General features: G+C 68.9%; 33 protein-coding genes and 5 pseudogenes. 14 read left to right on the forward strand and 24 right to left on the reverse strand.

Features of this window, described 5'->3' with window-relative positions; all coding sequences use genetic code 11:
- Positions 1–178: 178 nt before the first annotated feature.
- Positions 179–2,081 (reverse strand): annotated as a pseudogene (gene typA, locus QQK48_RS21245) (translational GTPase TypA).
- 1,137 nt (positions 2,082–3,218) lie between these two features.
- Here typA and QQK48_RS04720 point away from each other — a divergent pair.
- Entirely contained in the window at positions 3,219–3,731 is a 513-nt protein-coding gene (locus tag QQK48_RS04720; RefSeq protein WP_284329306.1) for an S-layer homology domain-containing protein, read from the forward strand.
- A 73-nt stretch (positions 3,732–3,804) separates the two neighbouring features.
- Here the strand turns inward: QQK48_RS04720 and QQK48_RS04725 are convergent, their stop codons facing one another.
- On the reverse strand, positions 3,805–5,241 hold the full coding sequence (locus QQK48_RS04725) for a helix-turn-helix domain-containing protein (protein WP_284327651.1): 1,437 nt from the start codon (positions 5,239–5,241) through the stop codon (positions 3,805–3,807).
- Between the two features lie 125 nt (positions 5,242–5,366).
- Between QQK48_RS04725 and QQK48_RS04730 the strand changes: the two are divergent.
- Together QQK48_RS04730 and QQK48_RS04735 are read left to right on the forward strand one after the other, a co-directional pair.
- Positions 5,367–7,159 (forward strand): annotated as a pseudogene (locus tag QQK48_RS04730) (phosphoenolpyruvate carboxykinase (GTP)); the annotation flags it as partial.
- Between the two features lie 81 nt (positions 7,160–7,240).
- Positions 7,241–7,579 (forward strand): DUF952 domain-containing protein, encoded by a 339-nt coding sequence (locus QQK48_RS04735; RefSeq protein ID WP_284329307.1) that lies wholly within the window; start codon positions 7,241–7,243, stop codon positions 7,577–7,579.
- 215 nt (positions 7,580–7,794) lie between these two features.
- On the opposite strand, the gene QQK48_RS04740 is transcribed toward QQK48_RS04735, so the two are convergent.
- Positions 7,795–8,691, reverse strand: coding sequence for an EamA family transporter (locus tag QQK48_RS04740; protein ID WP_284327652.1), 897 nt, complete (start codon positions 8,689–8,691; stop codon positions 7,795–7,797).
- Positions 8,692–8,853: 162 nt separating this feature from the next.
- Between QQK48_RS04740 and QQK48_RS04745 the strand changes: the two genes are divergently transcribed.
- Positions 8,854–9,303 (forward strand): CGNR zinc finger domain-containing protein, encoded by a 450-nt coding sequence (locus tag QQK48_RS04745; RefSeq protein WP_284327653.1) that lies wholly within the window; start codon positions 8,854–8,856, stop codon positions 9,301–9,303.
- A 36-nt stretch (positions 9,304–9,339) separates the two neighbouring features.
- On the opposite strand, the gene QQK48_RS04750 is transcribed toward QQK48_RS04745, so the two are convergent.
- The 3 genes from QQK48_RS04750 to QQK48_RS04760 are packed head-to-tail and all read right to left on the reverse strand — an operon-like array spanning position 9,340 to position 10,659.
- A complete protein-coding gene (locus QQK48_RS04750) occupies positions 9,340–10,176 on the reverse strand; it encodes a DUF4097 family beta strand repeat-containing protein (protein WP_284327654.1) in 837 nt (278 codons plus the stop codon).
- Positions 10,173–10,373: a toxin-antitoxin system HicB family antitoxin gene (locus QQK48_RS04755; protein WP_284327655.1), complete on the reverse strand. Its 201-nt coding sequence runs from the start codon at positions 10,371–10,373 to the stop codon at positions 10,173–10,175. The genes QQK48_RS04750 and QQK48_RS04755 overlap by 4 nt, the downstream gene beginning before the upstream one ends.
- Positions 10,357–10,659 (reverse strand): hypothetical protein, encoded by a 303-nt coding sequence (locus QQK48_RS04760; protein ID WP_284327656.1) that lies wholly within the window; start codon positions 10,657–10,659, stop codon positions 10,357–10,359. The genes QQK48_RS04755 and QQK48_RS04760 overlap by 17 nt, the downstream gene beginning before the upstream one ends.
- 352 nt (positions 10,660–11,011) lie before the next feature.
- Between QQK48_RS04760 and QQK48_RS21250 the strand changes: the two genes are divergently transcribed.
- A complete protein-coding gene (locus QQK48_RS21250; protein WP_431308398.1) occupies positions 11,012–11,098 on the forward strand; it encodes a hypothetical protein in 87 nt (28 codons plus the stop codon).
- 2 nt (positions 11,099–11,100) lie between these two features.
- On the opposite strand, the gene QQK48_RS04770 is transcribed toward QQK48_RS21250, so the two are convergent.
- The gene (locus QQK48_RS04770; protein ID WP_284327658.1) at positions 11,101–11,640 is read right to left on the reverse strand and encodes an SDR family NAD(P)-dependent oxidoreductase; all 540 of its coding nucleotides are present in this window, start codon (positions 11,638–11,640) and stop codon (positions 11,101–11,103) included.
- Positions 11,607–11,867, reverse strand: a complete 261-nt coding sequence (locus QQK48_RS04775; RefSeq protein ID WP_284327659.1) for an SDR family NAD(P)-dependent oxidoreductase — start codon at positions 11,865–11,867, stop codon at positions 11,607–11,609. The genes QQK48_RS04770 and QQK48_RS04775 overlap by 34 nt, the downstream gene beginning before the upstream one ends.
- A gap of 124 nt (positions 11,868–11,991) precedes the next feature.
- Between QQK48_RS04775 and QQK48_RS04780 the strand changes: the two genes are divergently transcribed.
- Positions 11,992–12,840, forward strand: a complete 849-nt coding sequence (locus QQK48_RS04780) for an MmyB family transcriptional regulator (RefSeq protein ID WP_284327660.1) — start codon at positions 11,992–11,994, stop codon at positions 12,838–12,840.
- 10 nt (positions 12,841–12,850) lie between these two features.
- Here QQK48_RS04780 and QQK48_RS04785 read toward each other — a convergent pair whose 3' ends face one another.
- Both QQK48_RS04785 and QQK48_RS04790 read right to left on the reverse strand, forming a co-directional pair.
- Positions 12,851–13,351 (reverse strand): P-loop nucleotide/nucleoside kinase family protein, encoded by a 501-nt coding sequence (locus QQK48_RS04785; RefSeq protein ID WP_284327661.1) that lies wholly within the window; start codon positions 13,349–13,351, stop codon positions 12,851–12,853.
- Between the two features lie 3 nt (positions 13,352–13,354).
- Complete coding sequence (locus QQK48_RS04790) at positions 13,355–13,744, reverse strand: DUF2510 domain-containing protein (RefSeq protein ID WP_284327662.1); 390 nt, start codon at positions 13,742–13,744, stop codon at positions 13,355–13,357.
- 222 nt (positions 13,745–13,966) lie between these two features.
- On the opposite strand from QQK48_RS04790, the gene QQK48_RS04795 reads away from it, so the two are divergent.
- The 3 genes from QQK48_RS04795 to QQK48_RS04805 are packed head-to-tail and all read left to right on the forward strand — an operon-like array spanning position 13,967 to position 15,265.
- Positions 13,967–14,356 (forward strand): iron chaperone, encoded by a 390-nt coding sequence (locus QQK48_RS04795; RefSeq protein WP_348523455.1) that lies wholly within the window; start codon positions 13,967–13,969, stop codon positions 14,354–14,356.
- Positions 14,357–14,409: 53 nt separating this feature from the next.
- Positions 14,410–14,859: a pseudouridine synthase family protein gene (locus QQK48_RS04800; protein ID WP_284327663.1), complete on the forward strand. Its 450-nt coding sequence runs from the start codon at positions 14,410–14,412 to the stop codon at positions 14,857–14,859.
- Positions 14,795–15,265, forward strand: coding sequence for a pseudouridine synthase (locus tag QQK48_RS04805; protein WP_284327664.1), 471 nt, complete (start codon positions 14,795–14,797; stop codon positions 15,263–15,265). The genes QQK48_RS04800 and QQK48_RS04805 overlap by 65 nt, the downstream gene beginning before the upstream one ends.
- On the opposite strand, the gene QQK48_RS04810 is transcribed toward QQK48_RS04805, so the two are convergent.
- The 4 genes from QQK48_RS04810 to QQK48_RS04825 form a co-directional block, all read right to left on the reverse strand.
- On the reverse strand, positions 15,262–15,474 hold the full coding sequence (locus QQK48_RS04810; protein ID WP_284327665.1) for a GNAT family N-acetyltransferase: 213 nt from the start codon (positions 15,472–15,474) through the stop codon (positions 15,262–15,264). The genes QQK48_RS04805 and QQK48_RS04810 overlap by 4 nt on opposite strands.
- Positions 15,444–15,776 carry a GNAT family N-acetyltransferase gene (locus tag QQK48_RS04815; RefSeq protein WP_284327666.1) on the reverse strand — a complete coding sequence of 111 codons (333 nt, stop codon included), beginning with the start codon at positions 15,774–15,776 and terminating at the stop codon, positions 15,444–15,446. Before QQK48_RS04815 ends, QQK48_RS04810 begins: the two co-directional genes overlap by 31 nt.
- Positions 15,777–15,786: 10 nt before the next feature.
- Positions 15,787–15,927, reverse strand: a complete 141-nt coding sequence (locus QQK48_RS04820; RefSeq protein ID WP_284327667.1) for a hypothetical protein — start codon at positions 15,925–15,927, stop codon at positions 15,787–15,789.
- A gap of 67 nt (positions 15,928–15,994) precedes the next feature.
- Positions 15,995–16,210: a hypothetical protein gene (locus tag QQK48_RS04825; RefSeq protein ID WP_284327668.1), complete on the reverse strand. Its 216-nt coding sequence runs from the start codon at positions 16,208–16,210 to the stop codon at positions 15,995–15,997.
- Between the two features lie 224 nt (positions 16,211–16,434).
- Between QQK48_RS04825 and QQK48_RS04830 the strand changes: the two genes are divergently transcribed.
- The 4 genes from QQK48_RS04830 (at position 16,435) to QQK48_RS04845 (ending at position 18,548) form a co-directional block, all read left to right on the forward strand.
- Entirely contained in the window at positions 16,435–16,965 is a 531-nt protein-coding gene (locus QQK48_RS04830) for a phosphotransferase family protein (RefSeq protein ID WP_284327669.1), read from the forward strand.
- Positions 16,966–17,011: 46 nt separating this feature from the next.
- Positions 17,012–17,386: a phosphotransferase gene (locus tag QQK48_RS04835; protein ID WP_284327670.1), complete on the forward strand. Its 375-nt coding sequence runs from the start codon at positions 17,012–17,014 to the stop codon at positions 17,384–17,386.
- A 177-nt stretch (positions 17,387–17,563) separates the two neighbouring features.
- Positions 17,564–17,887 carry a hypothetical protein gene (locus QQK48_RS04840; protein ID WP_284327671.1) on the forward strand — a complete coding sequence of 108 codons (324 nt, stop codon included), beginning with the start codon at positions 17,564–17,566 and terminating at the stop codon, positions 17,885–17,887.
- 52 nt (positions 17,888–17,939) lie between these two features.
- On the forward strand, positions 17,940–18,548 hold the full coding sequence (locus QQK48_RS04845) for a class I SAM-dependent methyltransferase (protein WP_284327672.1): 609 nt from the start codon (positions 17,940–17,942) through the stop codon (positions 18,546–18,548).
- A 515-nt stretch (positions 18,549–19,063) separates the two neighbouring features.
- On the opposite strand, the pseudogene QQK48_RS04850 reads toward QQK48_RS04845, so the two are convergent.
- From QQK48_RS04850 to ychF, 3 genes and pseudogenes are all read right to left on the reverse strand, one after another.
- A pseudogene (locus QQK48_RS04850) lies at positions 19,064–19,386 on the reverse strand (HigA family addiction module antitoxin).
- Between the two features lie 77 nt (positions 19,387–19,463).
- Entirely contained in the window at positions 19,464–19,643 is a 180-nt protein-coding gene (locus QQK48_RS04860; RefSeq protein WP_284329460.1) for a type II toxin-antitoxin system RelE/ParE family toxin, read from the reverse strand.
- 33 nt (positions 19,644–19,676) lie between these two features.
- A pseudogene (ychF, locus tag QQK48_RS04865) lies at positions 19,677–20,764 on the reverse strand (redox-regulated ATPase YchF).
- 118 nt (positions 20,765–20,882) lie between these two features.
- Here ychF and QQK48_RS04870 point away from each other — a divergent pair.
- The gene (locus QQK48_RS04870; protein WP_284327673.1) at positions 20,883–21,050 is read left to right on the forward strand and encodes a hypothetical protein; all 168 of its coding nucleotides are present in this window, start codon (positions 20,883–20,885) and stop codon (positions 21,048–21,050) included.
- Positions 21,051–21,219: 169 nt separating this feature from the next.
- Here the strand turns inward: QQK48_RS04870 and QQK48_RS19135 are convergent, their stop codons facing one another.
- From QQK48_RS19135 to QQK48_RS04885, 7 genes and pseudogenes are all read right to left on the reverse strand, one after another.
- The gene (locus QQK48_RS19135; RefSeq protein ID WP_348523456.1) at positions 21,220–21,435 is read right to left on the reverse strand and encodes an ABC transporter ATP-binding protein; all 216 of its coding nucleotides are present in this window, start codon (positions 21,433–21,435) and stop codon (positions 21,220–21,222) included.
- Positions 21,429–21,749, reverse strand: coding sequence for an ATP-binding cassette domain-containing protein (locus QQK48_RS19140; protein WP_348523457.1), 321 nt, complete (start codon positions 21,747–21,749; stop codon positions 21,429–21,431). Before QQK48_RS19140 ends, QQK48_RS19135 begins: the two co-directional genes overlap by 7 nt.
- Positions 21,750–21,853: 104 nt before the next feature.
- Positions 21,854–22,165, reverse strand: a pseudogene (locus tag QQK48_RS19145) (ATP-binding cassette domain-containing protein); the annotation flags it as partial.
- Positions 22,053–22,685 (reverse strand): ATP-binding cassette domain-containing protein, encoded by a 633-nt coding sequence (locus QQK48_RS19150; protein ID WP_431308290.1) that lies wholly within the window; start codon positions 22,683–22,685, stop codon positions 22,053–22,055. The gene QQK48_RS19150 and the pseudogene QQK48_RS19145, both read right to left, overlap by 113 nt.
- A 40-nt stretch (positions 22,686–22,725) precedes the next feature.
- On the reverse strand, positions 22,726–22,971 hold the full coding sequence (locus QQK48_RS19155) for an ATP-binding cassette domain-containing protein (protein ID WP_348523458.1): 246 nt from the start codon (positions 22,969–22,971) through the stop codon (positions 22,726–22,728).
- Positions 22,972–23,001: 30 nt separating this feature from the next.
- Entirely contained in the window at positions 23,002–23,904 is a 903-nt protein-coding gene (locus QQK48_RS04880; RefSeq protein ID WP_348523459.1) for an ABC transporter permease, read from the reverse strand.
- Positions 23,897–24,508 (reverse strand): ABC transporter permease, encoded by a 612-nt coding sequence (locus tag QQK48_RS04885; protein WP_348523755.1) that lies wholly within the window; start codon positions 24,506–24,508, stop codon positions 23,897–23,899. The genes QQK48_RS04880 and QQK48_RS04885 overlap by 8 nt, the downstream gene beginning before the upstream one ends.
- Positions 24,509–24,548: the final 40 nt, after the last annotated feature.

Consider the following 24,548-nt stretch of genomic DNA (forward strand, 5'->3'; position numbering starts at 1 on the left):
CAGGTGGCTTCTGAGCATCGGGCCGATGCCGTGGCCGCCTCACCAGCCCCACCCGCCACGCCATACCTTGGGAGTCGCACCAGTAGTCGCACGGGGAGCCTCGTGCGGGACCGGGACCACAAACGCGTGTGGCCCCGCCCGGCGAACCGGACGGGGCCACACGACGAGCCGGAAAGACCTAGCCCTGGCGCTTGGCGCGCGAGGCGGCGCGGCCACGCTCGGTGGCGTCGAGGATCACCTTGCGGATGCGGATGTTCTCCGGCGTCACCTCGACGCACTCGTCGTCGCTGGCGAACTCGAGAGACTCCTCGAGGGTCACCGGCGGGGAGGCGTGAGGCGCTCGAGCTCGTCACCCGTGGCGGAACGGATGTTGTTGAGCTTCTTCTCCTTGGTGATGTTGATGTCCATGTCCTCGTTGCGAGAGTTCTCGCCGACGACCATGCCCTCGTAGGTCTCCTCGGTGGGCTTCACGAAGAAGGTGCCGCGGTCCTGGAGGGTGAGCAGGGCGTTCGTGGTCACGGCGCCCTGGCGGTCGGCGACGAGCGAGCCGTTGGTGCGGTACTCGATGAGGCCGGCCCACGGCGCGTAGCCGTGCGAAAGCGACGAGGCGATGCCGGTGCCGCGGGTTTCGGTGAGGAAGGTCGAGCGGAAGCCGATGAGGCCACGCGCGGGAACGATGAACTCCATGCGCACCCAGCCGGTGCCGTGGTTGGACATCGACTCCATGCGGCCCTTGCGGCTCGCCATGAGCCTGCGTGACGGCGCCCAGGTGCTCCTCGGGCACGTCGATGGTCATGTGCTCCATCGGCTCGTGCTTCTTGCCGTCGATCTCCTTGGTGACGACGACGGGCTTACCGACGGTGAGCCTCGAAGCCCTCGCGGCGCATCTGCTCGACGAGGATGGCCAGTGCGAGCTCGCCGCGGCCCTGCACCTCCCAGGCGTCGGGGCGGTCCGTGGGCAGGACGCGCAGCGACACGTTGCCGATGAGGCTCCTTGTCGAGACGGTCCTTGACCTGACGCGCGGTGACCTTGGCGCCCTTGACGCGGCCGGCCAGCGGCGACGTGTTGATACCGATGGTCATCGAGATCGCGGGGTCGTCAACCGTGATGCGCGGCAGCGGACGCGGGTCGTTGATGTCGGTGAGGGTCTCACCGATGGTGATCTCCTCGATACCGGCGACGGCGACGATGTCTCCGGGACGCGCCACCTCGGCGGGGACGCGCTCGAGGCCCTTGGTCTCGAGCAGTTCGGTGATCTTCACGGTCTGGGTCGAGCCGTCGGCACGCGCCCACGCGACCTGCTGGCCCTTACGCAGGCTCGCCGTTGAAGACGCGCAGCAGCGCGAGGCGGCCGAGGAACGGCGAGGCATCGAGGTTGGTGACGTGCGCCTGCAGCGGGTGGCCCTCCTCGAAGGCGGGGCCGGGGATGCGCTGCATGATGGTCTGGAACAGCGGCTCGAGGTTCTCCGAGTCGGGCAGGTCGCCGTCCGCGGGCTGGTTCAGCGAGGCGCGACCGGCCTTCGCGGACGCGTAGACGACGGGCACCTCGAGCAGCGAGTCGACGTCGAGGTCGGGGACCTCGTCCGACAGGTCGGAGGCGAGACCGAGCAGCAGGTCGTGAGTCTCCTCGACGACCTCGTCGATGCGGGCGTCCGGGCGGTCAACCTTGTTGACGACGATGATGACGGGGAGCCTTGGCCGCCAGCGCCTTGCGCAGCACGAAGCGGGTCTGAGGCAGCGGGCCCTCCGACGCGTCGACGAGGAGCACCACGCCGTCGACCATCGACAGGCCGCGCTCGACCTCGCCACCGAAGTCGGCGTGGCCGGGGGTGTCGATCACGTTGATGGTGACGCCGCCCTCGGTCGCCGCCTCACCCGTGTAACGGATGGCGGTGTTCTTTGCGAGGATGGTGATGCCCTTCTCGCGCTCGAGGTCGCCCGAGTCCATGGCACGCTCCTCGACGTGGGCGTGGTCGCCGTAGGCGCCGCCCTGGACGAGCATGCCGTCCACGAGGGTGGTCTTTCCGTGGTCGACGTGGGCGACGATCGCGACATTGCGCAGGTCGGAGCGCACAGGCATAGCAGGGTCTCGTTTCGTTGAGGGATGTGGCGGTCCCGAACGGGACGGACCGGCCCATTGTATAGCGAGCGTGCCCACACGGCCGATGCGGTGGTCGCCGCGTGCGACGATGGTCGCCATGGAGATCTATCGCAGCCGGTCGTCGCAGGTATGGGGATGGCTGTGTGTGGGCTTGGGCGCGGCGATCCTCCTCATTCAGGCCTGATCGGTTCGGGCCTCAACGGGTTCTCCGTGGGCTTCGGCGTCGCCGTGGCCTTCGCCGCGGTGGGTGCGGCGGCCTTCCTCCGGCCCGCCGTGGCCGTCGGCGGCGATGCCGTGGAGTTCCGCAACGTCACGCAGACCGTGGCGATTCCGTTCTCGAGGCTCGCCGGGCTGGAGGCTCACTGGTCGCTGGAGCTCGTGGGCGACGACGGCACCAAGGTGGGCTCCTTCGCGGCCCCCGCGCGTTCGGGCCGTGACCGCCTGAAGTCCCCCGAGGACGGGGCATCGGCCGAGGTGGCGGCCCTCATCACGTCAGCGTGGGACGCCTACCGTGCGGCTCCCGCGGCCGAGGCTTCCGCCGCCCCGGCTTCCTCTCCCGTTCCCGCCAAGGACGATGCTCGGGCCGCCGAGCCCGGGCCGGCGGCGCCTTCACGCGTAGGCCGGACCTGGTCGGCATCGGCTTGGTGGCTGCGGCGCTGGCGGGCATTGCGCTCGCCGTCTTCGGCTAGGCACAGCCATGTCGCGACGCTGGTAGCCTCGCGAGACCGCGTCACGGTCGACACGGCACTACTGATTTCTGAGGGGGAATCACATGCTCACCCGAGTTGTGGCTCACGCGCGCCTGACCCGCGCGGCCGTGGCCGCCATCATCATCGCTCTGGCCGCCGGAGCCTTCATGGGCGCACCCGCGAGCGCGTCGGGACACCGCTTCAGCGACGTTCCCGCCCCACCAGTTCCGCGCGGAGATCACCTGGCTCGCCAACCAGGGCATTTCCACCGGCTACGCGGACGGCACGTTCCGCCCCAAGTCCGCGGTCACCCGCGAGGCCTTTGCCGCCTTCCTGTACCGACTCGAAGGGTCGCCGCGAGTTACCTTGCCCGCGAGCCTCGCCGTTCAAGGACGTGAAGAAGTCGGATCAGTTCTACACGGAGATCGTGTGGCTGGCGAAGAAGGGCATCACCACCGGTTGGCCGGACGGCACCTTCCGGCCTCGCGACAACATCTCACGCGAGGCCATGGCCGCCTTCCTCTACCGGGCCTCGGGCGACAGCCACTGGTACGAGGGCGCGGCCCTGTTCACCGATGTCCCCAGGTCCGCCAAGTTCTACCGCGAGATTGACTGGCTGGCTACCGAGGGCATCACCACCGGAAACGACACCGGGTATGGCTGCCGCGAGTACCGCCCGAAGGACGCCATCTCACGCGAGGCCATGGCGGCCTTCCTGTACCGCTACGACACCGGCAAGGGCACGCCGCTGTACTCGACGAACTGCAACCCGCCCGCGTCGACGCCGTCGCAGCCGTCGATGCCTGCCGACAAGGACTGCGCGGACTTCGCCACCCATGCGCAGGCCCAGGCGTGGTTCCTCAAGTACTACCCGTATTACGGCGACTTCGCGCGGCTCGACGCGGACGGCGACATGTCTGCCTGCGACACCTTGCCCTAACAGTGGTTCCCACGACGCATGGCGCGTCACCCCGCATGGGGTGGCGCGCCATGCGTCGTTCAGGGGCGGCGTCCTAGGCGTCCAGACCGGCGTGAGACTCGAGAAACTCGTACAGTTCACGGTCGTCCACTCCCGGGTAGGTGCCATGCGGGAGAGGCGCGAAGAGGTGGCTTCGTACGCGAGGACTCGCCCAGCCCTTGCCCTCCCAGCGCTCCGCGAGGCCATCCTCGGGGCGCCGGCAGCACGCCGCATCGGGACAGGCTGACGTCTCCCTCCACGGCGTCTCGCGCCCGCGGAACCACCGCGACTCCCGGTACGGCACCCCGAGGGTGATCGAGAAGTCGTCGGGGTTCCCCGTCCCGGTCTGCGTGGACTCAAAGAACGTTCCGGCGGGGGTGTCCGTGTACTGGTAGTGCTCCGTGGTTCTGGTGCGCCGCGCGAACGCCCGGCGAGCGCTCCAGAAGCGACACACCACTTCGCCCTCCGTGGATCCCGTGGCGTCGAGCGGCAAGGGGAGCCCGTCGTTCTCGTAGGCGCCGGTCACGGTCCCGTCGCCGCTGACGCGCACATAGTGAAGGGTGAGGCCGAGGTGCTCGGTGGCGAGGTTGGTGAACCTCAGCGCGGCCGCCTCGTGCGTGACCCCGAACGCGTCCCGCAGGTCCTCGATGGCGATGTTGTGCTCACGCTTCGCCTCCACGAGGAACGCCACCGAGGCCGCCCTCGGCATCAGGCATGCCGCGGCGAAGTAGGCGGCCTCCAGTCGTTGGCGCAGAAAGTCGCCGTAGTCCTCGGGCGGCCGATGCTCGAGCACCTGATGCGCGATGGCTTGCAGCGCGAGGGAGCGGAGCCCGTGGCCCCCGGGGATGGAGGCAGGCGGGATGTAGATGCGCCCCCTGTCCATGTCGACCACGCACCGCGCGGAATGCGGGAGGTCATCGGTGTGGACGATGCTGAGGCCCACCTGGTCGGCCATCTGTGCCACCGTCCGATGCGTGAGGGCACCCGCGTGGTGGCCCACGCGGGTGGTCGCCTCCTGGGCGAGCACCTCGACCTCGGGCAGGTAGTTGTTCACCTCTCGCATGTCGTGGCGCAGGCGGGTATTCGCCTGCCGCGCCTGCTCGGGAGTGGCGATGGCCCGGCGCGCGCGGCGGTCCAGTTCGCGGTGAAGCCCCACCACGGCTCGCAGCGTCTCATCCGTCATCGCTCGGGTGGGCCGAAGGTGCGGCAGCCCGAGTTCGCGGTAGGCGGGAGCCGCCTGCGCCCGCTCGAGCTCGATCTCCAGGGCGGCGCGGGCGCTGGGAGGCGAGGGATCGAGCAGGGCGGCCGCGCTGACCCCGAGCGCCTCCGCGATCGCCTCGAGGAGAGACAGCCGCGGCTCGCGCCTGCCGTTCTCGATGAGCGACAGGTGGCTGGACGCGGTGCCCGTCGCATCGCTCACCTGATCCAGCGTGAGGCCCGCCTCCGCGCGAAAGTGCCGAATGCGCCGTCCCAGCGTGGTCAGATCCGCCATCACTTCACGGTAGGCCAAGAATCGCGAAAATTCATGGTCAACGATCACGACAGTCGACCACGAGGGCTGCTTACGGTGAAGACACGGCCCATCTTCACCAGTACGGAACTCAACGAGGAGTGACCATGACCGTGACCGCCGCCGACGTCTTGACCTCGGCTCCCGCATCGGCCCCCTCCAGCGTGACCGCGTGGGTCGAGCGCCTCGCCAGCCACCTGCTCCCGGACAAGGTCCACTGGTGCGATGGGTCCGAGGAGGAACGGCAGGGCCTCACGGCCGTCCTGGTCGCGGCGGGCACGCTCGTTGCCCTCAACCCCAGCCTGCGGCCCGGCTCCTACCTCGCGCGCTCGCATCCCGACGACGTCGCCAGAGTCGAGTCACGCACCTTCATCTGCTCGCGCGTGCGGGCCGATGCGGGCCCCACCAACAACTGGGTGGACCCGGAGCAGATGCGCGCCACCCTCGACACGCTCTTCGCGGGCGCCATGCGCGGGCGCACCATGTATGTGATGCCGTTCTCGATGGGGCCGGTCGGCAGCGATCTCGCCCGGCTCGGCGTGCAGGTCACCGACTCCCCTTACGTGGTGCTCTCGACCGCGACGATGACCCGCATGGGCGAGGCAGCGCTCGCGCAGATCGGCCCCGACACCCCCTGGATCCCGGCCGTGCACACGGTGGGCGCCCCGCTGGTGGACGGGCAGCCCGACGCGCCGTGGCCCTGCAACCCCACCAAGTACATCGTGCACTTCCCCGAGTCGCGCGAGATCTGGTCCTACGGCTCCGCCTACGGCGGCAACGCCATCCTCGCAAAGAAGGCCTTCGCGCTGCGCATCGCGTCCGTGCTGGGGCGCGACGAAGGCTGGCTCGCCGCCCACATGCTGCTCCTCAAGGTCACCACCCCCGCGGGGCGCGCCTTCCACGTCGCCGCAGCCTTCCCCAGTGCGTGCGGCAAGACCAACTTCGCGATGCTTCAACCCACCATCCCCGGCTGGATCGTCGAGACCATCGGCGATGACATCGCGTGGCTCGCGCCCGGCCCCGACGGCAGGCTGCGCGCCATCAACCCCGAGGCCGGCTTCTTCGGCGTCGCCCCCGGCACGGGACCCGACACGAACCCCGTGGCGGTGGACATGCTGTCGCATGACGTGATCTTCACCAACGTGGCGCTGACCGACGACGGTGACGTGTGGTGGGAGGGCCTCACGGACCAGCCGCCCGCTCACCTCATCGATTGGCGGGGTCGCGACTGGACGCCCGACTCCCCCACGCCGGCCGCCCACCCCAACTCGCGCTTCACCGTCGCGGCCGCGCAATGCGCCACCATCGCCGAGACGTGGGACGACCCCGCAGGCGTGCCGGTCGACGCCATCGTCTTCGGGGGCGGCGCGCCACCAACGTGCCGCTCGTCGCCCAGGCTCGGGACTGGGAGCATGGCGTCTACCTTGGCGCGACGCTCGCGTCAGAGCGCACCGCGGCGGCCGAAGGCACCGTCGGCGAACTTCGCCGCGACCCCTTCGCCATGCTGCCGTTCTGTGGCACCGACATGGCCGACCACTGGCGGCATTGGCTCGACGTCGGCGCCCGCCTGGGGGCTACCGCGCCGGCCATCTTCCAGGTCAACTGGTTCCGCAAGGGGGCAGACGGCCGCTTCCTGTGGCCGGGATTCTCCGAGAACGCGCGGGTGCTGGCGTGGATCGTCGGCCGCGTGGAGGGCGCCCTGGACGGCGTCAACTCACCCCATGGCGTTGTCCCGGTCGACGGTGACATCGACCTGCGCGGCGCCGCGGTCTCGCCCGAGGACTGGGCAGCACTGTTCGCCATCGACCGCGCGGCGCTCGCCGAGGAGGCCGACGACACCGACGCGTTCCTCACGCGGTTTGGCGCCACGGTTCCTGCGGCCGTGCGCGCGCAGCACGCGGAGCCTTCGCCAGCGCATCGGCTAGACACCGGTGCACCACGCGCTCGCACCGTCTCCCACGAGGCCTGCCACACTGGCACGGTGACGATTCTTCATGTGACGCGCCGCACCGACTGGGAGGCGGGCCGCGACGCCGGCGCCTACGAGCTCTCGGGCCGCGACCTCACACTCGCGGACGAGGGGTTCATTCACTTCTCGTATCCGCACCAGTGCGCGGCCACCGCGGCGCGCATCTGGCCCGACCAGCCCGCGGACCTCGTGGTCCTCGTCGTGGACGAGTCGAAGGCACGCGCCGCGGGCGTCGAGGTGATCGATGAGGGATCCGCAGAACTGTTCCCCCACCTGTACGGCGCCCTCCTCCCCGCGTGGGTGGATGACGTGCTTCCCGCCACCTGGGTGGAGGGCGCCTTCACCTGGTGAGCGTCGGGTAGCACTGCTCCCCGGCAGTACGCCGTCGGATCGGCACGACAACACCCAGGGAATAGAAAGTGGCGGCCCGGGCGGCGCGCAAGGAGGGGAGTGCGCCGGCCCGGACCGCCAGGTCTAGGGGGTGGTGTCAGACAGCCACGGGTGCGGGGGGATCGGAGACCGCGGGCGGCTCGAGGAGCGACTCGAGAGGAGTCTCGGCCGGTCGTTCACCGAGCCTTGACCACCACCACGCCCGCCACCACCAGGAGGGCGCCGCCAATCTGCATCGGCCCCGGCACCTGCCCCAGCAGGAACCAGGCGAACAGCGCGGCCGCGAGGACCTCGGTCAGCGCCACGAACGAGCCCAGGCGGCTGCCCAGGCGGCGGTTGGCGGCGATACCCGCCACATACGAGACGCTGGCGGTCACGATGCCGAGCACCAGCACGACGGCCCACCACGGGACCGCGAAGGGCACGAACTCGACGGTTCCGGTGGCGAAGGTGACGGGCAGGACACCCGCGAGCGCGGCGATCGAGAGGATCGCGAGCGCGCTCAGCATGCCGCCCGCCGCGAGGGTGAGGGGCGGAAGACCGTTGGAATCGTCTCCGGAGAGGATGAAGTAGACCGAGGCGCCGACCATGGCGCCCAGTGCCCACAGGATGCCCACGATCGAGATCTCGCCACCGCCGAGGACGTCCAGCAGCAGCACGAGACCGGCGAAGGCGATGCCTGCCCCGCCCAGAGTGAGTCGGGTGGGGCGATGTCCGTGGCGCAGCCACATGAACAACACCACCACCACGGGCGCGAGGTACTCGATGAGCAGCGCGACCGAGACGGGCAGGTGTTGCACCGCCATGAAGTAGAAGAGTTGAGCGCCGGCCACCGCGAAGGCACCGTAGGCCACGATGGTCGCCCACGAGCGACGCACCAGTTCCCAGCGACCGCGAAGCGCGATGATGCCGGGGATCAGCAGGACGGCGGCAGCAATGGCGACGCGCACAAGCGTCGCAGCACCCGCGGTCCAGCCGAGGTCCATGAGCCCGCGACCGAGCGACCCTGACAACCCAAAGGATGCCGATGCCACGAGCGCGAAGGCAAGGCCGGAGCCGAGTCGCGGCGCCACAGTGGGCGCGATCGTGTCATGAGTCAAAGTCGCCATGACTGATGACAGTAGACCCCAAGTGGTAATGTGTCAAAATGGTCTTCGCAAGTGACACAGCCGAGGCGCTGGAGTCCGGCGTCTTCCTTGCCAACTCCGAGCCTGAGCCCGATACCCTCACGGAACTTGGGCAGGCTCGAGGCGTTCTTTGACGACTTCCACTACACCGGCCACCGCCCCACCGCGGCGGACCTCGAACCGGTCCGAGCGATCCGCACGCGCCTGCGCGAAATGTTCAAGGCGAGCCGCGACGGCGCCGTTCCCCTGGTGAACGCCATCCTGTCCGAGCAGCAGGCACTTCCCCAGGTGGTGCGCCACGGTGACGTCGACTGGCACATCCACGCCACCAACGAGGACCGGCCGTTCCACGAACGCATCCTCGTGGAGACCGCCATGGGCATGATCGACGTGATCCGCGCCGACGAGATGCGGCGCTTCGATCGCTGCGCCATGGAGGACTGCGACGGCGTGGTCTTCGACCTGTCGCGCAACCGCTCGCGCAAGTACTGCACCACCACGTGCACCAATCGCGCCGCCGTTCAGGCCTACCGGGCGCGCCAGGCCGACGAGGACTGACGCGCCGGCGTCCTACCTCGCGACCTACCCTGCGCCCTACCCTGCGCGGTAGACGTTGATGGAGCCGTAGCCGGTTCTGGCATGCAACTCCACGGTGCGCTCGCCCTGCGCGGGGCCGTGATCGGCATCGAGTTCGGTCCGCACCTCGCCGTGCGACGAACTCGCGTCGAGCCACACCGCGGCGCCCCTGCGCACCCCCACCTTGACGGAGCCGTGCGTGGCCTCAAAACGAGAGACGCCCTCCACGAGCGCGTCCACCTTGATGGACCCATTGGTGGAACGCGCCACGACTCCCCCGGTGGCGCTTCCCACCTGGATCGAGCCGTTCGTCGTCTCGAGGCTCGCGGCACCCGCCACGTCCTCGACCCGCACGGAACCGTTGGTGCTGCGCACGGCGAGGGTGCCGCCCACGCGGCCCACTTTCGCGGCGCCGTTGGTGAGTTGCACCTGCGCGGCGCCCACCACGTCACCCACCTGAACGGAGCCGTGTCCGCCTGTCACCTCGAGGGCATCGGCCCGCTCCACCCGGATGGCGCCATACGTGGCGCCGAGGCGAGCCGTGCCGAGCCGTCCGACCAGCCGCACCTCGCCGTACTTGGTGGAGGCGTCCACGTGAAGCCCTTCGGGGCCTTCGACGATGACGTCGACCGCGTCGGGCCTGCCCAGCATGGAGGTACGGACAGGCACCGTCACCACCACAATGTCGCCGATGCGCTCCACGTTGGCGTTCTCGGCCGCCTCCCTGTCGCCGGAGCGCAGCCGGTTGGACGGGTTGACCACGACCGACACCTCGGCGCGGCCGGCGACACCCACGACCTCGATCCGCCCGGCCGGGATCTCGACCCTGACGCCGGTGATCTCACGCGCGGTCATCGGACCCACCCCTGGTAGGACGCGGCGGAGCGGCCACGTCGCGACTGCGGTCCGGGGTTGACCGCCGCGGCGACCGCCCTCACCAGCCACGTATTCAGCGACAGTCCCTCCGCAGCGGCGGCGCCCTCGGCCTGCTGCTTGAGGGCGTCGGGAAGTCGCAGGGTGGTGCGCGAGGTCGCCTCATCGTCCGCGGCCACCTCGGGAGCGGCCGATGCGGCGGGCGCAGGCTTCCGTCTCGGGCTCGGGTCGCGTGACCACAAAGGCGACGTCCCTGCCCCTGACGCGGAGGTCGACGGAGCCGGGCGCGAGGTCGCGGGTGATCTCGCCCGCGGCTTCCGAGAGCGCCTCGACGAGCACCAGTCGCGCGGCGGCGTCGAGTGCGGCGGCGAGGCGTTCGGCCGTCTCACGCGTCTCGTCGGTGCCCGCTCCCGCCGCGGCAATCAACTGACGCTGAAGCTCTTCGGTGTAGTGCACAAGTTCCATGACGTCATGGTGACACCACTTCGACACCATCGCAAACGCAGTGCGACGCAGCGGCGCCGCGACACGCCGGGTCACGCGCACCCGCCGGCGTCACGTACACTCGTCACAGGACCTAGGTCCTACCCCCGCACGCGAGTGTGGCCGCCGGGGCTCATCACCCCGGATCATGCATCGGCGGCCGCACCGCGCAGCGCGATCCATCGCCTACAGTGCGACAGTGGTCCTCTTCCTCAGCCTCGTGCTCCTCATCAACGCCGTCTTCTCGTTCACGGTGTGGCCCCCGTTCCTCTAGCGCATCGCCGCGGACGAACGCTCCACCGATGCCGCGGGTGCACGCACACGGTTCTTCACCGTGCATCTGGTGCTGATCTCGACCGCACTCGTGCTCGCCGCCGTGGCCTTCGTCGCCGCGGTCATCGGTTTCGCGTCTCTCGCGTAGGACTACAGGCGGTACCCGCCCGAGGCCTCGATACGCTGGGCCGTCACCCACGCGGCACCGCTATCCAGCACGCCAGCGATGACGCCCGCGATGTCATCCGCCGTCGCCGACCGCCCCAGCGCCGTGCCGTCGGCAAACACCCGGCGCACCTGCTCGTTGCCCTCCCAGCCAGAGAAGGCGGTCTCGACGGGACCCGGCGCCACCTGATTGACGCGGATCCCGCGCGGGCCGAGCTCCTGTGCCCAGTAACGAGTCAGCACGTCCACCGCTCCCTTCATGGCCGCGTAGGCGTCGCGACCCACGTGCACAAAGCGCGTGAGGCCCGTACCCAGCAGCACCACCGCGCCGCCGTCCGCGAGCAGCGCGCCGCCGTTCTCTGGTGCCGTCAGCGCCTGGGTCAGGAGATAGACGCCGCGCACATGAGTCGCGTACAAGGCGTCCAGCGTGTCTGCGTCGGTGGTCGCCAGCGTGGTGTCCGCTCCCTGGCCCGCGTTGTTCACGACCGCCGTCAGGGGTGCGCCCGCCCACTGCTCGGCAAGCACCGACCTGAGCGCATCCGCGAACGGAGCGATGGACGCGGCGTCCGCGACGTCGAGCCGACCGCGGCGGCGCGGCGTCCCATTGCCACGATCTCGGCGACCACGGCATCGGCCTCCTGCCCGTGCGAGCGGTAGGTCAGGATCACGTCGTAGCCGCGCCTGGCAAGTTCCAGCGCAGTTGCGCGGCCGATACCTCGGTTGGCTCCGGTGATCAGGGTGATCTCAGTCATGGCTTCCTCCTCGATGGGTTGGTGATACCCACCCTGAGGCGGCCCGGCTGCAGCAACCAGGCGGCGCTCACCCTGGGGATGACGTCCCCAGGGTGAGCGCGCGAGCGCGCCGCATACTGGGGACATGGACCTCTCCGGACTCGGCACGTTTCTGCGCACCCGCCGCGACCGCCTCACACCCGCCGCCGTGGGCCTGGTGCCCGGCCCGCGACGCCGTGTGCCTGGATTGCGGCGCGACGAGGTCGCGGTGCTCGCGGGGGCATCGGTCGAGTACTACACGGAACTCGAGCAGGGCTCGAAGGCGCAGCCGTCGGAGCAGATGCTCGCGGCGCTCGCCCGCGCCCTGAGGCTCTCCGTTGACGAGCGCGACCACCTGTTCCGCCTCGCTGGCCGCCCCGTGCCCGCACGCGGGGACGACGCCCACGTGGACCCCGCCATGCTCGCGCTGCTCGACCGGCTCGATGACACTGCCGCCGCGGTCGTGAACGACCTGGGTGAGGCCCTGGTCACCAACCGGCTCGCCGTCGCCCTCATGGGCGAAAAGGTCGGCATGGTGTGGCCGCGCTCTTCGCAGATCTACCGCTGGTTCGTCACCCCTGAGGTGGGGCGCTGGATGCATCCGGAGCACCAGCACGCGCGGCTGTCAGAATCGCTCGTCGCGGACCTGCGCGTCGCCGCCGGCAGGCGCGGCCCCGACGACCCGCGCCTGGCAAGGCTCGTCGCCGACTGCGCCGAGGCATCGGCCGAGTTCCGTGACCTGTGGGAGGCGCACGAGGTGCGCCTGCGACGAGCAGACGCCAAGGTGTTCGTGCACCCGAGCATCGGCGAGTTTGACCTGCTGTGCCACAGCCTGCACACCGACGACGGCTACCAGCGGCTCCTGTGGTTTAGCCCGCGCGAGGGCACCGATGCCGCCGAGAAGATGGCGCTACTTGCGGTGGTGGGCGTCGAGGACGTGGTGACGCCGGGGTGAGTGTGGCGGCTCACCCGCGCAGTGCACCGAGCATCGCCTCCGCGTCGGCAGCCCTGATGACGTCCGTCTCGTCTGGCTCCGGCCACTCGAAGCCTGCCGCAAACTCCGTCAGCAGGCTGGCAGGCACCTCGATCGCGTCCGGTCCGGGCTGACCGTCCGCCCTCGCGGCCAGGCGCACCTCGAGCGCGGGGCGCGGAACATCCAGGAACGCTACCGTCACCGCGGCGCCTGCGGTGGCCGCGAGCGCGCGGAACTCCTCGCGCATGGCACGCGACCAGAACGCGTAGTCGACCACCACGTCGACGCCTCGCGACAGGGCATCGATGAGGCGCGCGCGGTGCGCGTCGACGATCCGGTCACGCACGTCGCGCGGGAGCGGATGCACCGTGAAGCCTTCAGCCCACGCGTCCACGTCGATCGACAGCCGGAGCCAGCCGTCGGACTCCAGTGCACGCGCGACGGTGGACTTGCCTGCCCCCGCGAGGCCACACATGAGGACGCAGCGCGCCATGGCTCAGGTAAGGCGCTCGAACACCATCGTCGCCTGAATGCGGTCACCCCCACCGAAGCCCTGCGAGCCCCCGCCGACGTGGTGATGGTGTGCAGCCGGTAGCCGAGCGCCGCCTGCTGATTGATGACGCCTTCGAGCCTCGGTGAGGTTGTTCGAGCCCGAGCCCCACATCTTCTCCTTGAGAACCACCTGGAGGACCACGTAGTTGGCGCCCGCGGCGCCGGGACGGGGCTGCGCGCCAGCGGCAGCATCGGCCTGCGCGCGACCGATCATGCCCGAGACTCCGCCGCCCTCAGGCGCCTTGTCACGGGTGGTCTCGGTCCAGGCCTCCCCGTCCCACCAGCGCTCCTTGCCAGAGCCGTCGTCGTACCAACCTGCGACTGCGTTTGCCATGCTTCCCCCACAAGTCCTGGCCGCCCCTCGTGGGCAACCCTCGGAGCCTACCGACCGCCGCGGCCGCGCGCGACGTAGCATCTGGGTCAGGACGATACGAGGGAGATGTCATGGCCGAGAGCGGATGGACCGAAGCGGAAAAGGCCGCGATGAAGGAGCGCGCCGACGAGCCTCAGGTCGGAACGCGGGGGCAAGAAGAAGGCCGATGCCCTGGCTGACCTCATGGCCAAGGTGGCCGAGATGCCCGACGCGGAACGCCTCATCGCCGAGCGCATTCACAGCCTGGTCACGGCGGCTGCGCCGGACCTCGAGCCGCGCACCTGGTACGGGATGCCCGCCTGGGCGAAGGACGGAAAGGTGTTGTGCTTCTTCCAGCCCGCCACCAAGTTCGAGTCGCGCTACTCGACGTTCGGCTTCCAGGATGTCGCCGCGCTCGACGACGGCGTCATGTGGCCGGCATCGTTCGCGCTCACCGCACTGGGGCCGGCCGAGGAGAAGCAGATCACGGAGCCTGGTCACGCGCGCGGTGGGGTGACGAGCGCGGCCCCGCGCCGCGTGGCGGTCCGTACGATGGGCGGCGTGCTGACCCACGTCCTCCCGGCATCGGCCTGATGCCGCGCTCGCCGCTACCCCAGCGACACGGGCTCGATGCTGCATGGGTACGCATGCCGGGCCCCGCCGAGGCCACCCAGGAATGGGCCACGGTGGGTGAGTTTCTCCACGACCGCCTGCCCGCTCGTGCCGAGGTGGCACGGATGCTTGGCGCGGGCGAGTTCGTCGATGAGGCGGGCATCCCGCTGTGGGGCGACGAGCCGTTCCGGCCTCACCGTTTCGTATGGTTTCACCGGCCAGTGGTGGCCGAGCAGGAGATTCCGTTTCCCCTGACCGTGCTCGACCACGACGAGAACATCGTGGTGGTGGACAAGCCACCGTTCATGGCGACCACTCCGCGCGGCGCCCACGTCACCCAGAGCGCGCTGGTGCGCCTGCGGGTCCAGTTGGGGCTTCCTGGTGGCGCCCGCGCATCGGCTCGACCGGCTCACGTCCGGCGTGCTGGTGTTCACCACCCGACGCGAGGTGCGGGGCGCCTACGCGGGGGTCTTCCAGTCGCGTGACGCGGCGAAGACCTACGAGGCGATCGCGCCGTTCGACCAGGCGCTCACCTTGCCGATGCGCCTCGTGGGCCGCATCGAGAAGGCACGCGGCAGCCTCCAGGCCGCACTGGTGCCGGGCGAGCCGAACGCCGAGACGCTCGTGGAACTCGCCGAGGTTCGCGGGTCCTGGGCGAGGTATCGCCTTTCCCCCGTCACAGGCAAAACGCATCAGTTGCGCTTGCAGATGGCCGATGCCGGGTTGCCGCTCGTGGGCGACCCCCTGTATCCCGTGGTCGCGGCCGATGCGCCGGACGACTACAGCGCTCCCCTCCAGTTGGTGGCGAGGAGGCTGCGTTTCACCGACCCGCTCGACGGCACAGCGCGCGACTACGAGAGCCGCTTCTCGCTGACGTGGCCCCCTGGCTAGGTGGTCAGCCGGACCATGCGAGCCACCTCCATCGGGTGGCCCGCGAGCGGGTGATCCTCCACGACGCCGTCGAGTTCGAAGCCGTGCGAGCGGTAGAACGCGATCGCGTGACGGTTGCCCGTCCATACCCAGAGGTACGCGTCGTGGGTGCCGATGGCTGCGGTGAGCAGGCGCGACCCTAGCCGTTCGCGGTGGTGTGAGCCGAGCACGTAGATGCCCTCGGCTCGCGCGCCACGGGCGCGTCCGCGTCACGCCCGGGACCGGCGTTCGCGAACCCGACCACGGCATCGGCCGCCGTGGCGACGTGCGTCGTCGAACCTTCGCGCGCCAGGATGCCTTCCCACCGCTCGACTCGCGCCTCAAGGTCGAGACCGGCCAATACGGCGGCGGGGACGGCGTCGGCATAGGTCTCGCGCCAGGACTGCACGTGCATGCGAGCAATCTCGGGGGCGTCGGCCACGGTGGCGCGGCGGATCACGGTGGCGGGAGCGCCGTCGACGGGGAGCCTCATGCGGGCAAGGCTAAGCGGTGGTGGGGACCGTTGACGAACTCCCCGCGTAGTCCATGCCCGGCGCGTCTGCCGGTCGCGCGGTGAAGCCGCCGCGCTCGTAGAACGGTGCCCGGTCCCGCGCGGCGAACAGGCTGGACGTCCTCGACGCCACGGGCGCGTGCTTCCTCGACCAAGCGGGCGAGGATGCGCGCGCCGATGCCCCTCCACGCACGCGCTCGTCAACGATGAGGCTCCGTGACGAACGCGTGAAGCACACCATCGCTGATGAGGCGACCCATGCCGACAAGCCGTCCGGCATCGTCCCTAGCGGTGCACACCACCCATGACGAGGCGAGCGCTCGCTCGCAGCGCTCGAGAGTGAGGACCGCCCAGCCGGTCTGCTCGTAGAGGTCCTTGAACTCACGCGCCGTGGGTGCCTCGAGCGATAGGTGCATGCCCGGATGGTAATCCCCGCGTCCTTCACCCCGGACTCGGGGATGGCGCCCCGAGCCGCCCGGCGCGTCAGCGTGCCGGGGCACGGGACCCGAGTCCCCAGGTCCGGGCCGCGAGGTGTGGGACTATCACGCGAACCACGGATGTCGGGAACACGGGAGGCGCCAGTGCAGAGCCGCACGAAGGTCGAGGCGGACGCGCGTCAGTTGGCGCGTGCCGTGAGCGAGTGTCTGGGCGACCAGGTGGCGCCGGAGTCCTTCACCCCCTCACCGATGGAACCTACAACGCCGCCTATCAGGTGAGCCTGGGGGCGGGGCGCATGGCCGTGGCAAAGGTCGCCCCGCCCGACGACGCTGCGATTCTCACCTACGAGCGGGGCCTGATGGCGGCCGAGGTCGAGTTCTATCGCCGCGCCGGGGGCCACCTTCCGGGCCCCACCGTCCTCGGCGTCGATTTCTCACGTCGGTTCATCGACCGCGATCTCCTCATCATGTCGTGTCTCCAAGGCGAGCCGCTCACGCGTGTGGGCCGCTCGCTCGATCGCACCGAGCGCTCTCGAGTACGCACGGCACTCGGGGCGGTGGTGGCGGGACTCGGTCGGGTCACCGGGGTGAAGTTCGGGTACGACCGTCCAGGCGACGCACTATCGGCTGACACCTGGTCCGCAGCGCTCTCGCTCATGGTCGAGGCAGTGCTGCAGGACGGTGACACCTACGGCGTGCACCTCCCCGCTCCGCGTCGCAGTTGCCGGACCTGATCGCGCGCGCCGCGGGTGAGCCAACCGCATCGCCACGCCGACGCTGGTGCACTTCGACCTCTGGGATGGCAACGTGTTCGTCGCCAACGGGCCACACGGGCGACAGTTCGAGGGCGTCATCGACGGGGAGCGGACCTTCTGGGGCGACCCGCTGGCCGAGTTCGTGTCGACATCGCTGTTCAAGGACCCTCGCAAGGCGATCGACGTCAACGCGGGCTACGCCGCCGTCACTGGAGCACCTCCCGACTTCGGCGACGACGGGATGCTCCGGTTATCGCTGTATCGGTCGTATCTGGACCTCATCATGCTCATCGAGGGTGCTCCCCGTGGCTACGGCGGTCCCGAACACGCCGGCGTACGCGCCCTCGCGACCTACGACCTGAACCGTCAGGTGCGAACGGCCGCACGCTTCGTCGGATGAGGCGGACCGCCTCGCGCACGTCTCCTGTGCTTCACTGAGGACGGGTCTCGCTACGGTCGCCCTGTGTCGCACACGAGTCGCCGGGGCCAGCGGTCACGTGAGGGTGGGGGTGAGTCATGGTCGGGCGCCAGACGAAGCCTAGCGCTGGCGAGCGGCGGCGTCGCCCTCGCCTTGTTCGTGACCTGGCGCGCCGCATCGGGCGGGGACGCGTGCGAATCGTTCATCTACGAGATCGCCCCCGAGTCCGGCGGGGAGGCGACCGCGGAGGACGCCATCGCGGCGTGGGCCGAGGGTGACCGCGCGCGCGAGTACGGCGAAGTGGAGTCCACGGGGTGGGTGCTGACGTCCGAGGGCAACGGCATCCAGGCTCTTCAGCCACGGGGATTCAGAGCTCTACGTCAGCGCCATCGACGTGGCAGGCACCACCGAGTGGTTCGTCAGCCAGGGCACGATCTGCGGGTAGGCGCGGCGACAGTTGTCCCGTGCCGCGCGCTGTCGTGACGCGTGGTGGCGAGTGCGGCGGCCCACTGCACAAGGTTCTACGCTCTCAGTCATGCGCGCCACTACCGTCGTCGAGGCCTATGCCGCGCGATCCGCGGAGTACGTCGAGCGCTTCGGGCAGATCGAGTCCGCAGCCGCCGACGACCGGAGGTCCGTCCTCACCTGGGCGCGTCAGTACGCCGGGCCGATTCTCGACGTCGGGTGTGGCCCCGGACAGTGGACCCGCTATCTGGCAGAGCACGGGCTCAGCGTCACAGGCATCGATCCGACTCCCGAGTTCATCGCGGCGGCGCGCCGGCACCACCCTGACGGGTCGTTTCGCCTCGGAAGCGCCGAGCACCTGGGCGCCCGCGACGGCGAGGTCGATGGAGTCCTGGCGTGGTACTCACTCATCCACACCCCGCCCGAGGAGATCGATGCGCCGCTGGCCGAGTTCGCGCGCTGCCTACGCCCCGGAGGAGGGCTCGCAATCGGGTTCTTCGCCGGCGAGGAGTGCGCGCCGTTTGATCACGCGGTGGTGACCGCCTACGAGTGGCCAGTGGAGTTGCTGGCGAGTCGCATCGAGGCGCAGGGGTTCTCGGTCACCGGCGCCCAGGCACGGGTCGAGTCCGCAAGCCGCACGCACGGGTTCATGACCGCTCGTCGCCGACCTGCGCAGTAGCAGAGACCGTGCGGACTGCGGCTCCACGTTGACGCGGAACTGGACAACGTTCCGTAGCCGATGAACGTCTGACTTCGCACCGAAGCGGGTCCGACTCGCAAGCACGATCACGCTTCGCAATGGCCAATTCAGGAGTGTCGACCCTCGACCTCGAGCCTCGCGGCCAGTGACCCCATCGATCACTGCGCGCTCCACCAGCGGGGCGTCGAGTTCCACCTCGACGTACTCAGCGCAACTCGCTTGCTGACCACTCGTCGCCACCAGAGTCAGCGTGACCGTGACAGCGCCCTCCTCGACTGTGACCTCCGGATCGCCGCCGCAAGAAGGCGACGGAATCCACAGCGTCGAGGCGTTGTCGTCGGGTCCCTCTCTGGAGAGCATCACCACCGAATCAATGGGGACCTCGCCTCGATGCGTGAAGGAGCCTGCACGCGGCGAGCGCCAAACCCAGAGCAGCCATCGCGGCTACGCCTCTGGGTGAAACACGACGTAGCCCATGCCCCAAGACGAGTCACCTACGCGACCTGCAGAGGAGTGATCGCGGCGACCTGCTCGCGCAGGGCGCGGCGCTCAAGCCGCAGGCTCGTAGTGAGACTGCAGGTTCATCCAGAACTCCGCTGTCGTTCCGAAGTAGGCGCTGAGGCGCACCGCAGTGTCTGCCGTGATGCCACGCTTACCGTGGACGATCTCGTTGATGCGCCGCGGCGGGACACCGATGGCGACCGAGAGCCTTGTTCTGGGTGATCCCAAAACCCTCGATGAAGTCCTCCATGAGGATCTTGCCCGGATGGATCGGTGGGATTAGGTCGTCCTCAGTGGTAGTCGACGAGTTCGACATCATCCGCACCTCCGTCCTTCCATCGAAAGCAGATTCTCCATGGGTCGTTCACGCGGATGCTGTGCTGGCCTGCACGGTCACCCTTGAGCAGGCTCGAGACGGTTTCCTTGCGGGATCCGCAGGTCGTCCACCTCAGACGCAGCGTGGAGCATCTCAAGTTTGCGAAGCGCGGCGCGCTGAACTCGACGATCGATCGCCTTCACGAACTGCTCGCCCCAGATCCTTTCGGCGTTCTTGTCGCCGAAGGATCTGATCACACGAGCATCGTATAACGGATGGCGTCAATAACGCTAGACGTTAAAGCGGAACTCCACCACGTCGCCATCGGCCATGACGTAGTCCTTGCCCTCCATGCGCACGCGACCGGCCGCCTTGGCGTCAGCCATCGTGCCGTGCGCCATCAGGTCATCGAAGGCCACGATCTCGGCCTTGATGAAGCCCTTCTCAAAGTCCGTATGAATGACTCCGGCGGCCTGCGGCGCGGTCCATCCCTTGCGGATGGTCCAGGCGCGCGCCTCCTTGGGGCCAGCGGTGAGGTAGGTCTGCAGGCCGAGCGTGTCGAAGCCCACGTGCGCCAACTGGTCGAGGCCCGACTCGGTCTGGCCAGTCGACTCGAGCATCTCGCGGGCCTCGGCCTCGTCGAGTTCGATGGCTCCGACTCGAACTTCGCATCGAGGAAGATCGCCTTCGCGGGCGCCACGAGCGCGGCGAGGGCGGCCTTGCGGTCCTCGTCCATGAGGCCCGCATCGTCCGTGTTGAAGACGTAGATGAACGGCTTGGTGGTCAGCAGGTTGAGCTCGCGCAGCTGCGCGACGTCGATCCCGGCGGCCTCGGCACCCGCGAACAGCGTCTGGCCGGCCTCGAGGACCTCCTTCGCCTGCTGCACGGCCGCGAGCCTGCTCGGGCGAACCCCGCTTGATCTTGACCTCCTTCTCGAGGCGCGGCAGCACCCTCTCGATGGTCTGGAGGTCGGCGAGGATGAGCCTCAGTCGAGATGGTCTCGAGGTCGCCCGCCTCGTCCACGGAGCCGTCGACACGAGTCACGTCGGAGTCGGCAAAGGCCCGGGTCACCTGGCAGATCGCGTCCGCCTCACGAATGTTCGCGAGGAACGCGTTGCCCAGGCCCTCGCCCTCGGAGGCACCCTTGACGATGCCTGCGATGTCGACGAACGACACGGTCGCAGGCACCAGCCTTCTCCGAGCCGAACTTCTCCGCCAACTGGCCCAGGCGGACATCGGGCAGCGGAACCACGCCGACGTTGGGCTCGATGGTCGCGAACGGGTAGTTCGCTGCGAGCACCTCGGCGCGAGTGAGGGCGTTGAAGAGGGTGGACTTGCCCACGTTGGGCAGGCCGACGATTCCGATAGTGAGAGCCACGGTCAACGATTCTAATGGGGTTGGCCGATGCGCGGGTCCGGCGGGCAGCCGAGGTCGCCGCGGCGTAGCGTGTCAGCCATGAGCGGACTCGAGGAAGCGTTCCTTCCAGGAGCGGCCGATGCCATCGACGAGCCTGGCGCGCGAGAAGGTTCTGCCTGCACCCGTCCACGCCCCAGGACCGCCCCTCGTGACAGACGACGGCTGCGAAGTGGTGATCCCCGTCATCGGCGTGACCGACGCGGCGATCCTGCCCGAGCCGCCGCGCGTGCGGCGCGGCGAGGACTGAACCCGGGCATCGGCCAGCCGTGCTTCCTGGGAGTCACTGAGTGCTCGGTTTCGCCCAAAGGCGGGCACTCAGCGACTCGTAGGGCGCCCAGGGCTGGCGCCACAGCGGGAAAGCGAACGGCCCGGCACCCCCTGACGGGGGCACCGGGCCGCATCACTCGTGCGAGAGGCTATGCGCCCCACTCGATGCCAGCGCCGGGGATGGCGTCCAGCAGTCGCTGCGTGTACGGCTGGCGAGCCGACTCGAAGATCTGGTCCGTGGTACCGGACTCCACGATCTTGCCCCGCTCCATCACCGCGACCGAGTCGGCGATGACACGCACCACCGCGAGGTCGTGCGTAATGAAGAGGTAGGTCAGACCCAGGCTCAGCCTGCAGGTCAGCAAGGAGCCTGCAGGATCTGCGCCTGGACCAGCACGTCGAGCGCCGAGACGGCCTCATCGAGCACCACCACGTCGGGCTTGAGAGCCAGCGCACGGGCGATCGCGACGCGCTGTCGCTGACCACCCGAGAGCCTCGTTCGGGTAGCGGTTGAACAGGCTCGGCAGGCAGCGAGACCTGGTCCAGCAGGCTCGAGCACCCGCGCGCGACGGACCGACTTCTCGGAGATACCGTGCACACGCATCGGCTCGGCGATGGACGACGCGATCGAACGCTGGGGGTCCAGCGACGAGTACGGGTCCTGGAACACCGGCTGCATGCGAGAGCGCAGGCTTGAACAGATCCTTGCGCGACACGCCCGTCAGAGCCTGTGCCACCCACGGTGATCTCACCGCTGGTCGGGGGCTCGAGACCCAGGATCATCTTCGCTGCCGTCGACTTACCCGAGCCCGACTCGCCCACCAGCGCGAGCGTGGTGCCCTTGGGAATATCGAACGAGATCGAATCCACCGCGCGGAAGGGCTCCGAGCGGAACCCCTTCTTGCGGATCGAGAAGTCCTTCGTCAGGTTCTTGACCGAGATCACCGGCGCGGCGTTGGCGTCAACCACCTCGGCACGCTTCTCAGCCATCTCCGCCATGTCGAACTGCTCCGCGCCATCGGCGAGGTCCACGCTGGACTCGAGACGACGCGAGGCCAGCGACGGTGCCGCGGCGATGAGACGCTGCGTGTACGGGTGCTGCGGGTTGCTCAGCAGCGCCTTGCTCGGACCAGCCTCGACGATGCGACCCTGGTGCATCACGATGACCTTGCTGGCGCGCTCCGCGGCCAGGCCCAGGTCGTGCGTGATGAGCAGCACGGCGGTGCCCTTCTCGCGCGTCAGCGACTCGATGTGGTCGAGGATGACCTTCTGCACCGTCACGTCGAGCGCAGAGGTGGGCTCGTCCGCGATCAGCAGCCTTCGGGTCAGCGCCAAGGCCGATACCGATCAGCACACGCTGACGCATACCGCCCGAGAACTGGTGCGGGAACTGGCGCAGACGCCGCTCCGCATCCTGCAGGCCGGCCTGCTGAAGGACCTCGATGGCGCGAGCCTCGATCTCCTTCTTACCGTGGGCGACGCCGTTGGCACGAATCGCCTCGCGCACCTGGAAGCCCACCGACCACACGGGGTTCAGGTTGGACATCGGGTCCTGAGGAACGTAGCCGATGATGCCACCACGGATGGCGGCCATCTTCTTCTCGTCGTGGCCCACGATGTCGGTGCCCTCGACGAGAACCTCGCCACCGGAGATGTCACCGTTGCCGGGCAGCAGGCTTCATCAGCGCGGTCGCGGTCGTGGACTTTCCGGACCCCGACTCGCCCACAATCGCCACGGTCTCGCCGGGGAAAATGTCGAACGAGACACCGCGGACGGCGTGCACGGGGCCGTTCTGCGTCCGGAACGTGACCTCAAGGTCACGCACCGACACCAGCGGCTGGTTCGGGTCGGTCACCGGAACGGTGCCGTGGGAATCGGTCACGGGAATGGTCTCGGTCATCGTCGAGCCCTCGCCTTCGGGTCCAGGGCGTCACGGATGAGCCTCACCGAGGAAGGTGAAGGCGAGCACCGTGAGGGTCAGCGCGAGCGACGGCCAGAACAACACCGAGGGGTTGGTGCGGAGCGTCTGCTGCGCCTGCGCGATGTCGTTACCCCACGAGACGTATCCGCTGAGGCCGATACCGAGGACCGACAGGGTCGCCTCCGCGGTGATGGCCGCACCGAGCGACAGCGTGAGGGCCACGATCACAGGACCCATCGAGTTGGGAAGCACGTGCCTGAGCAGCGTGGAGCCGCGCGAGCGACCCACCGCCTCCGACGCCATGACGTACTCGAGGTTCTTGTTGCGCAGGACCTCAGCACGCACGATGCGCGCCAAAGATGCCCACGCAAAACCACCGATCGCGAAGGCGATCACCAAGGGGTTCCGGTAGTCGCTCAACACGCTCATCACGACCACGGCCGCGAGGAAGTAGGGAATCGAGAAGAAGATGTCACCCACGCGGGACAGGAGCGAGTCGACCCAGCCCCCGTAGTAACCGGCGATGGCACCCATCGGGACGCCGATGACGCCGGTGATGAGCACGGTGAGCAGACCCACGGTCAGCGACGTCCTCGCACCGTAGACGATGTGCGACCAGACGTCGTAGCCCTGGCGGTTGAAGCCGAGCGGGTGGCCGGGCTCTGCGGGACCGTTGCTGTCAGACAGCTGCGCGAAGTTGGGGTCCGCGCTGGTGAACAGCGAGGGGAACAGCGCCATCGCGAGGAACACGAGCGACAGCGCGAGCGCCACGTAGAACAGGGGACGACGACGCAGGTCGCGCCACGCGTCGATCCACATGTTCGACTTGCGCGACGAGAGCCTGACCTGGTCGACCGCGCCCGGCTGGGTCTCGTCGACAGGGGCGACGTAATGTGCGTTGCGGTCAGACATAGCGAATCCTCGGGTCGAGCACGGCGTACAGCAGGTCCACCAGGATGTTCACGATGATGTACATCACCGTGAGGATGGTGACGAACGACACGACCGTGGGGATCTCGCCCTTGATGATCGCGTCGTAGAGCACCTTGCCGATGCCGGGAATATTGAAGATTCCCTCAGTCACGGTGGTACCTGCGATGAGTGCACCGAAGCTCGCCGCCGTGTTCGTGATCACGGGAATCAGCGAGTTGCGGGCGACGTGCACCGGCACCACGCGCTTGGACGTGAGGCCCTTAGCGTAGGCGGTGCGCACGTAGTCACCCTCGCGGGCATCGATGACCGAGCCGCGCATGAGGCGCATACCGACCACGTAGATGGTCAGGGCGATGGTGACACCCGGAAGCAACAGCGCTCCCCAGGTCGCGTTCGCTCCCACGGTCACGGGGGCCCACCCCAACTTGATACCGATGAAGTACTGCGCGATGAAGAGCGCAACGAACGGCGGGATCGAGTTGAAGATCAACGCGACCAGCAGCGAGGCGTGGTCGGCGAACTTGCCCTTGCGCAGACCCGAGAGCAGACCGAAGCCCACAGAGAGCGCGAACTCGACGACCACCGCGATGGTCACGAGCAAGGGTGATCGGGAAGGCGCGAGC

It is taken from the genome of Demequina litorisediminis (genome assembly GCF_030161615.1).
Taxonomy (GTDB): domain Bacteria; phylum Actinomycetota; class Actinomycetes; order Actinomycetales; family Demequinaceae; genus Demequina; species Demequina litorisediminis.

Bases quoted from the DNA above. Each gene is read 5' to 3' on its own strand.
- QQK48_RS04800 (WP_284327663.1), top strand. From the start codon at position 14,410: ATGCCGGGCCCCGCCGAGGCCACCCAGGAATGGGCCACGGTGGGTGAG.
- QQK48_RS04880 (WP_348523459.1), bottom strand. From the start codon at position 23,904: ATGTCTGACCGCAACGCACATTACGTCGCCCCTGTCGACGAGACCCAG.
- QQK48_RS04760 (WP_284327656.1), bottom strand. From the start codon at position 10,659: ATGGAACTTGTGCACTACACCGAAGAGCTTCAGCGTCAGTTGATTGCC.
- QQK48_RS04815 (WP_284327666.1), bottom strand. From the start codon at position 15,776: ATGAGGCTCCCCGTCGACGGCGCTCCCGCCACCGTGATCCGCCGCGCC.
- QQK48_RS04785 (WP_284327661.1), bottom strand. From the start codon at position 13,351: ATGGCGCGCTGCGTCCTCATGTGTGGCCTCGCGGGGGCAGGCAAGTCC.
- QQK48_RS04775 (WP_284327659.1), bottom strand. From the start codon at position 11,867: ATGACTGAGATCACCCTGATCACCGGAGCCAACCGAGGTATCGGCCGC.
- QQK48_RS04780 (WP_284327660.1), top strand. From the start codon at position 11,992: ATGGACCTCTCCGGACTCGGCACGTTTCTGCGCACCCGCCGCGACCGC.
- QQK48_RS19155 (WP_348523458.1), bottom strand. From the start codon at position 22,971: ATGACCGAGACCATTCCCGTGACCGATTCCCACGGCACCGTTCCGGTG.
- QQK48_RS04870 (WP_284327673.1), top strand. From the start codon at position 20,883: ATGCCATCGACGAGCCTGGCGCGCGAGAAGGTTCTGCCTGCACCCGTC.
- QQK48_RS04790 (WP_284327662.1), bottom strand. From the start codon at position 13,744: ATGGCAAACGCAGTCGCAGGTTGGTACGACGACGGCTCTGGCAAGGAG.
- QQK48_RS04725 (WP_284327651.1), bottom strand. From the start codon at position 5,241: ATGGCGGATCTGACCACGCTGGGACGGCGCATTCGGCACTTTCGCGCG.
- QQK48_RS19140 (WP_348523457.1), bottom strand. From the start codon at position 21,749: ATGCAGCCGGTGTTCCAGGACCCGTACTCGTCGCTGGACCCCCAGCGT.
- QQK48_RS04825 (WP_284327668.1), bottom strand. From the start codon at position 16,210: ATGCACCTATCGCTCGAGGCACCCACGGCGCGTGAGTTCAAGGACCTC.
- QQK48_RS04750 (WP_284327654.1), bottom strand. From the start codon at position 10,176: ATGACCGCGCGTGAGATCACCGGCGTCAGGGTCGAGATCCCGGCCGGG.
- QQK48_RS04795 (WP_348523455.1), top strand. From the start codon at position 13,967: ATGGCCAAGGTGGCCGAGATGCCCGACGCGGAACGCCTCATCGCCGAG.
- QQK48_RS04845 (WP_284327672.1), top strand. From the start codon at position 17,940: ATGCGCGCCACTACCGTCGTCGAGGCCTATGCCGCGCGATCCGCGGAG.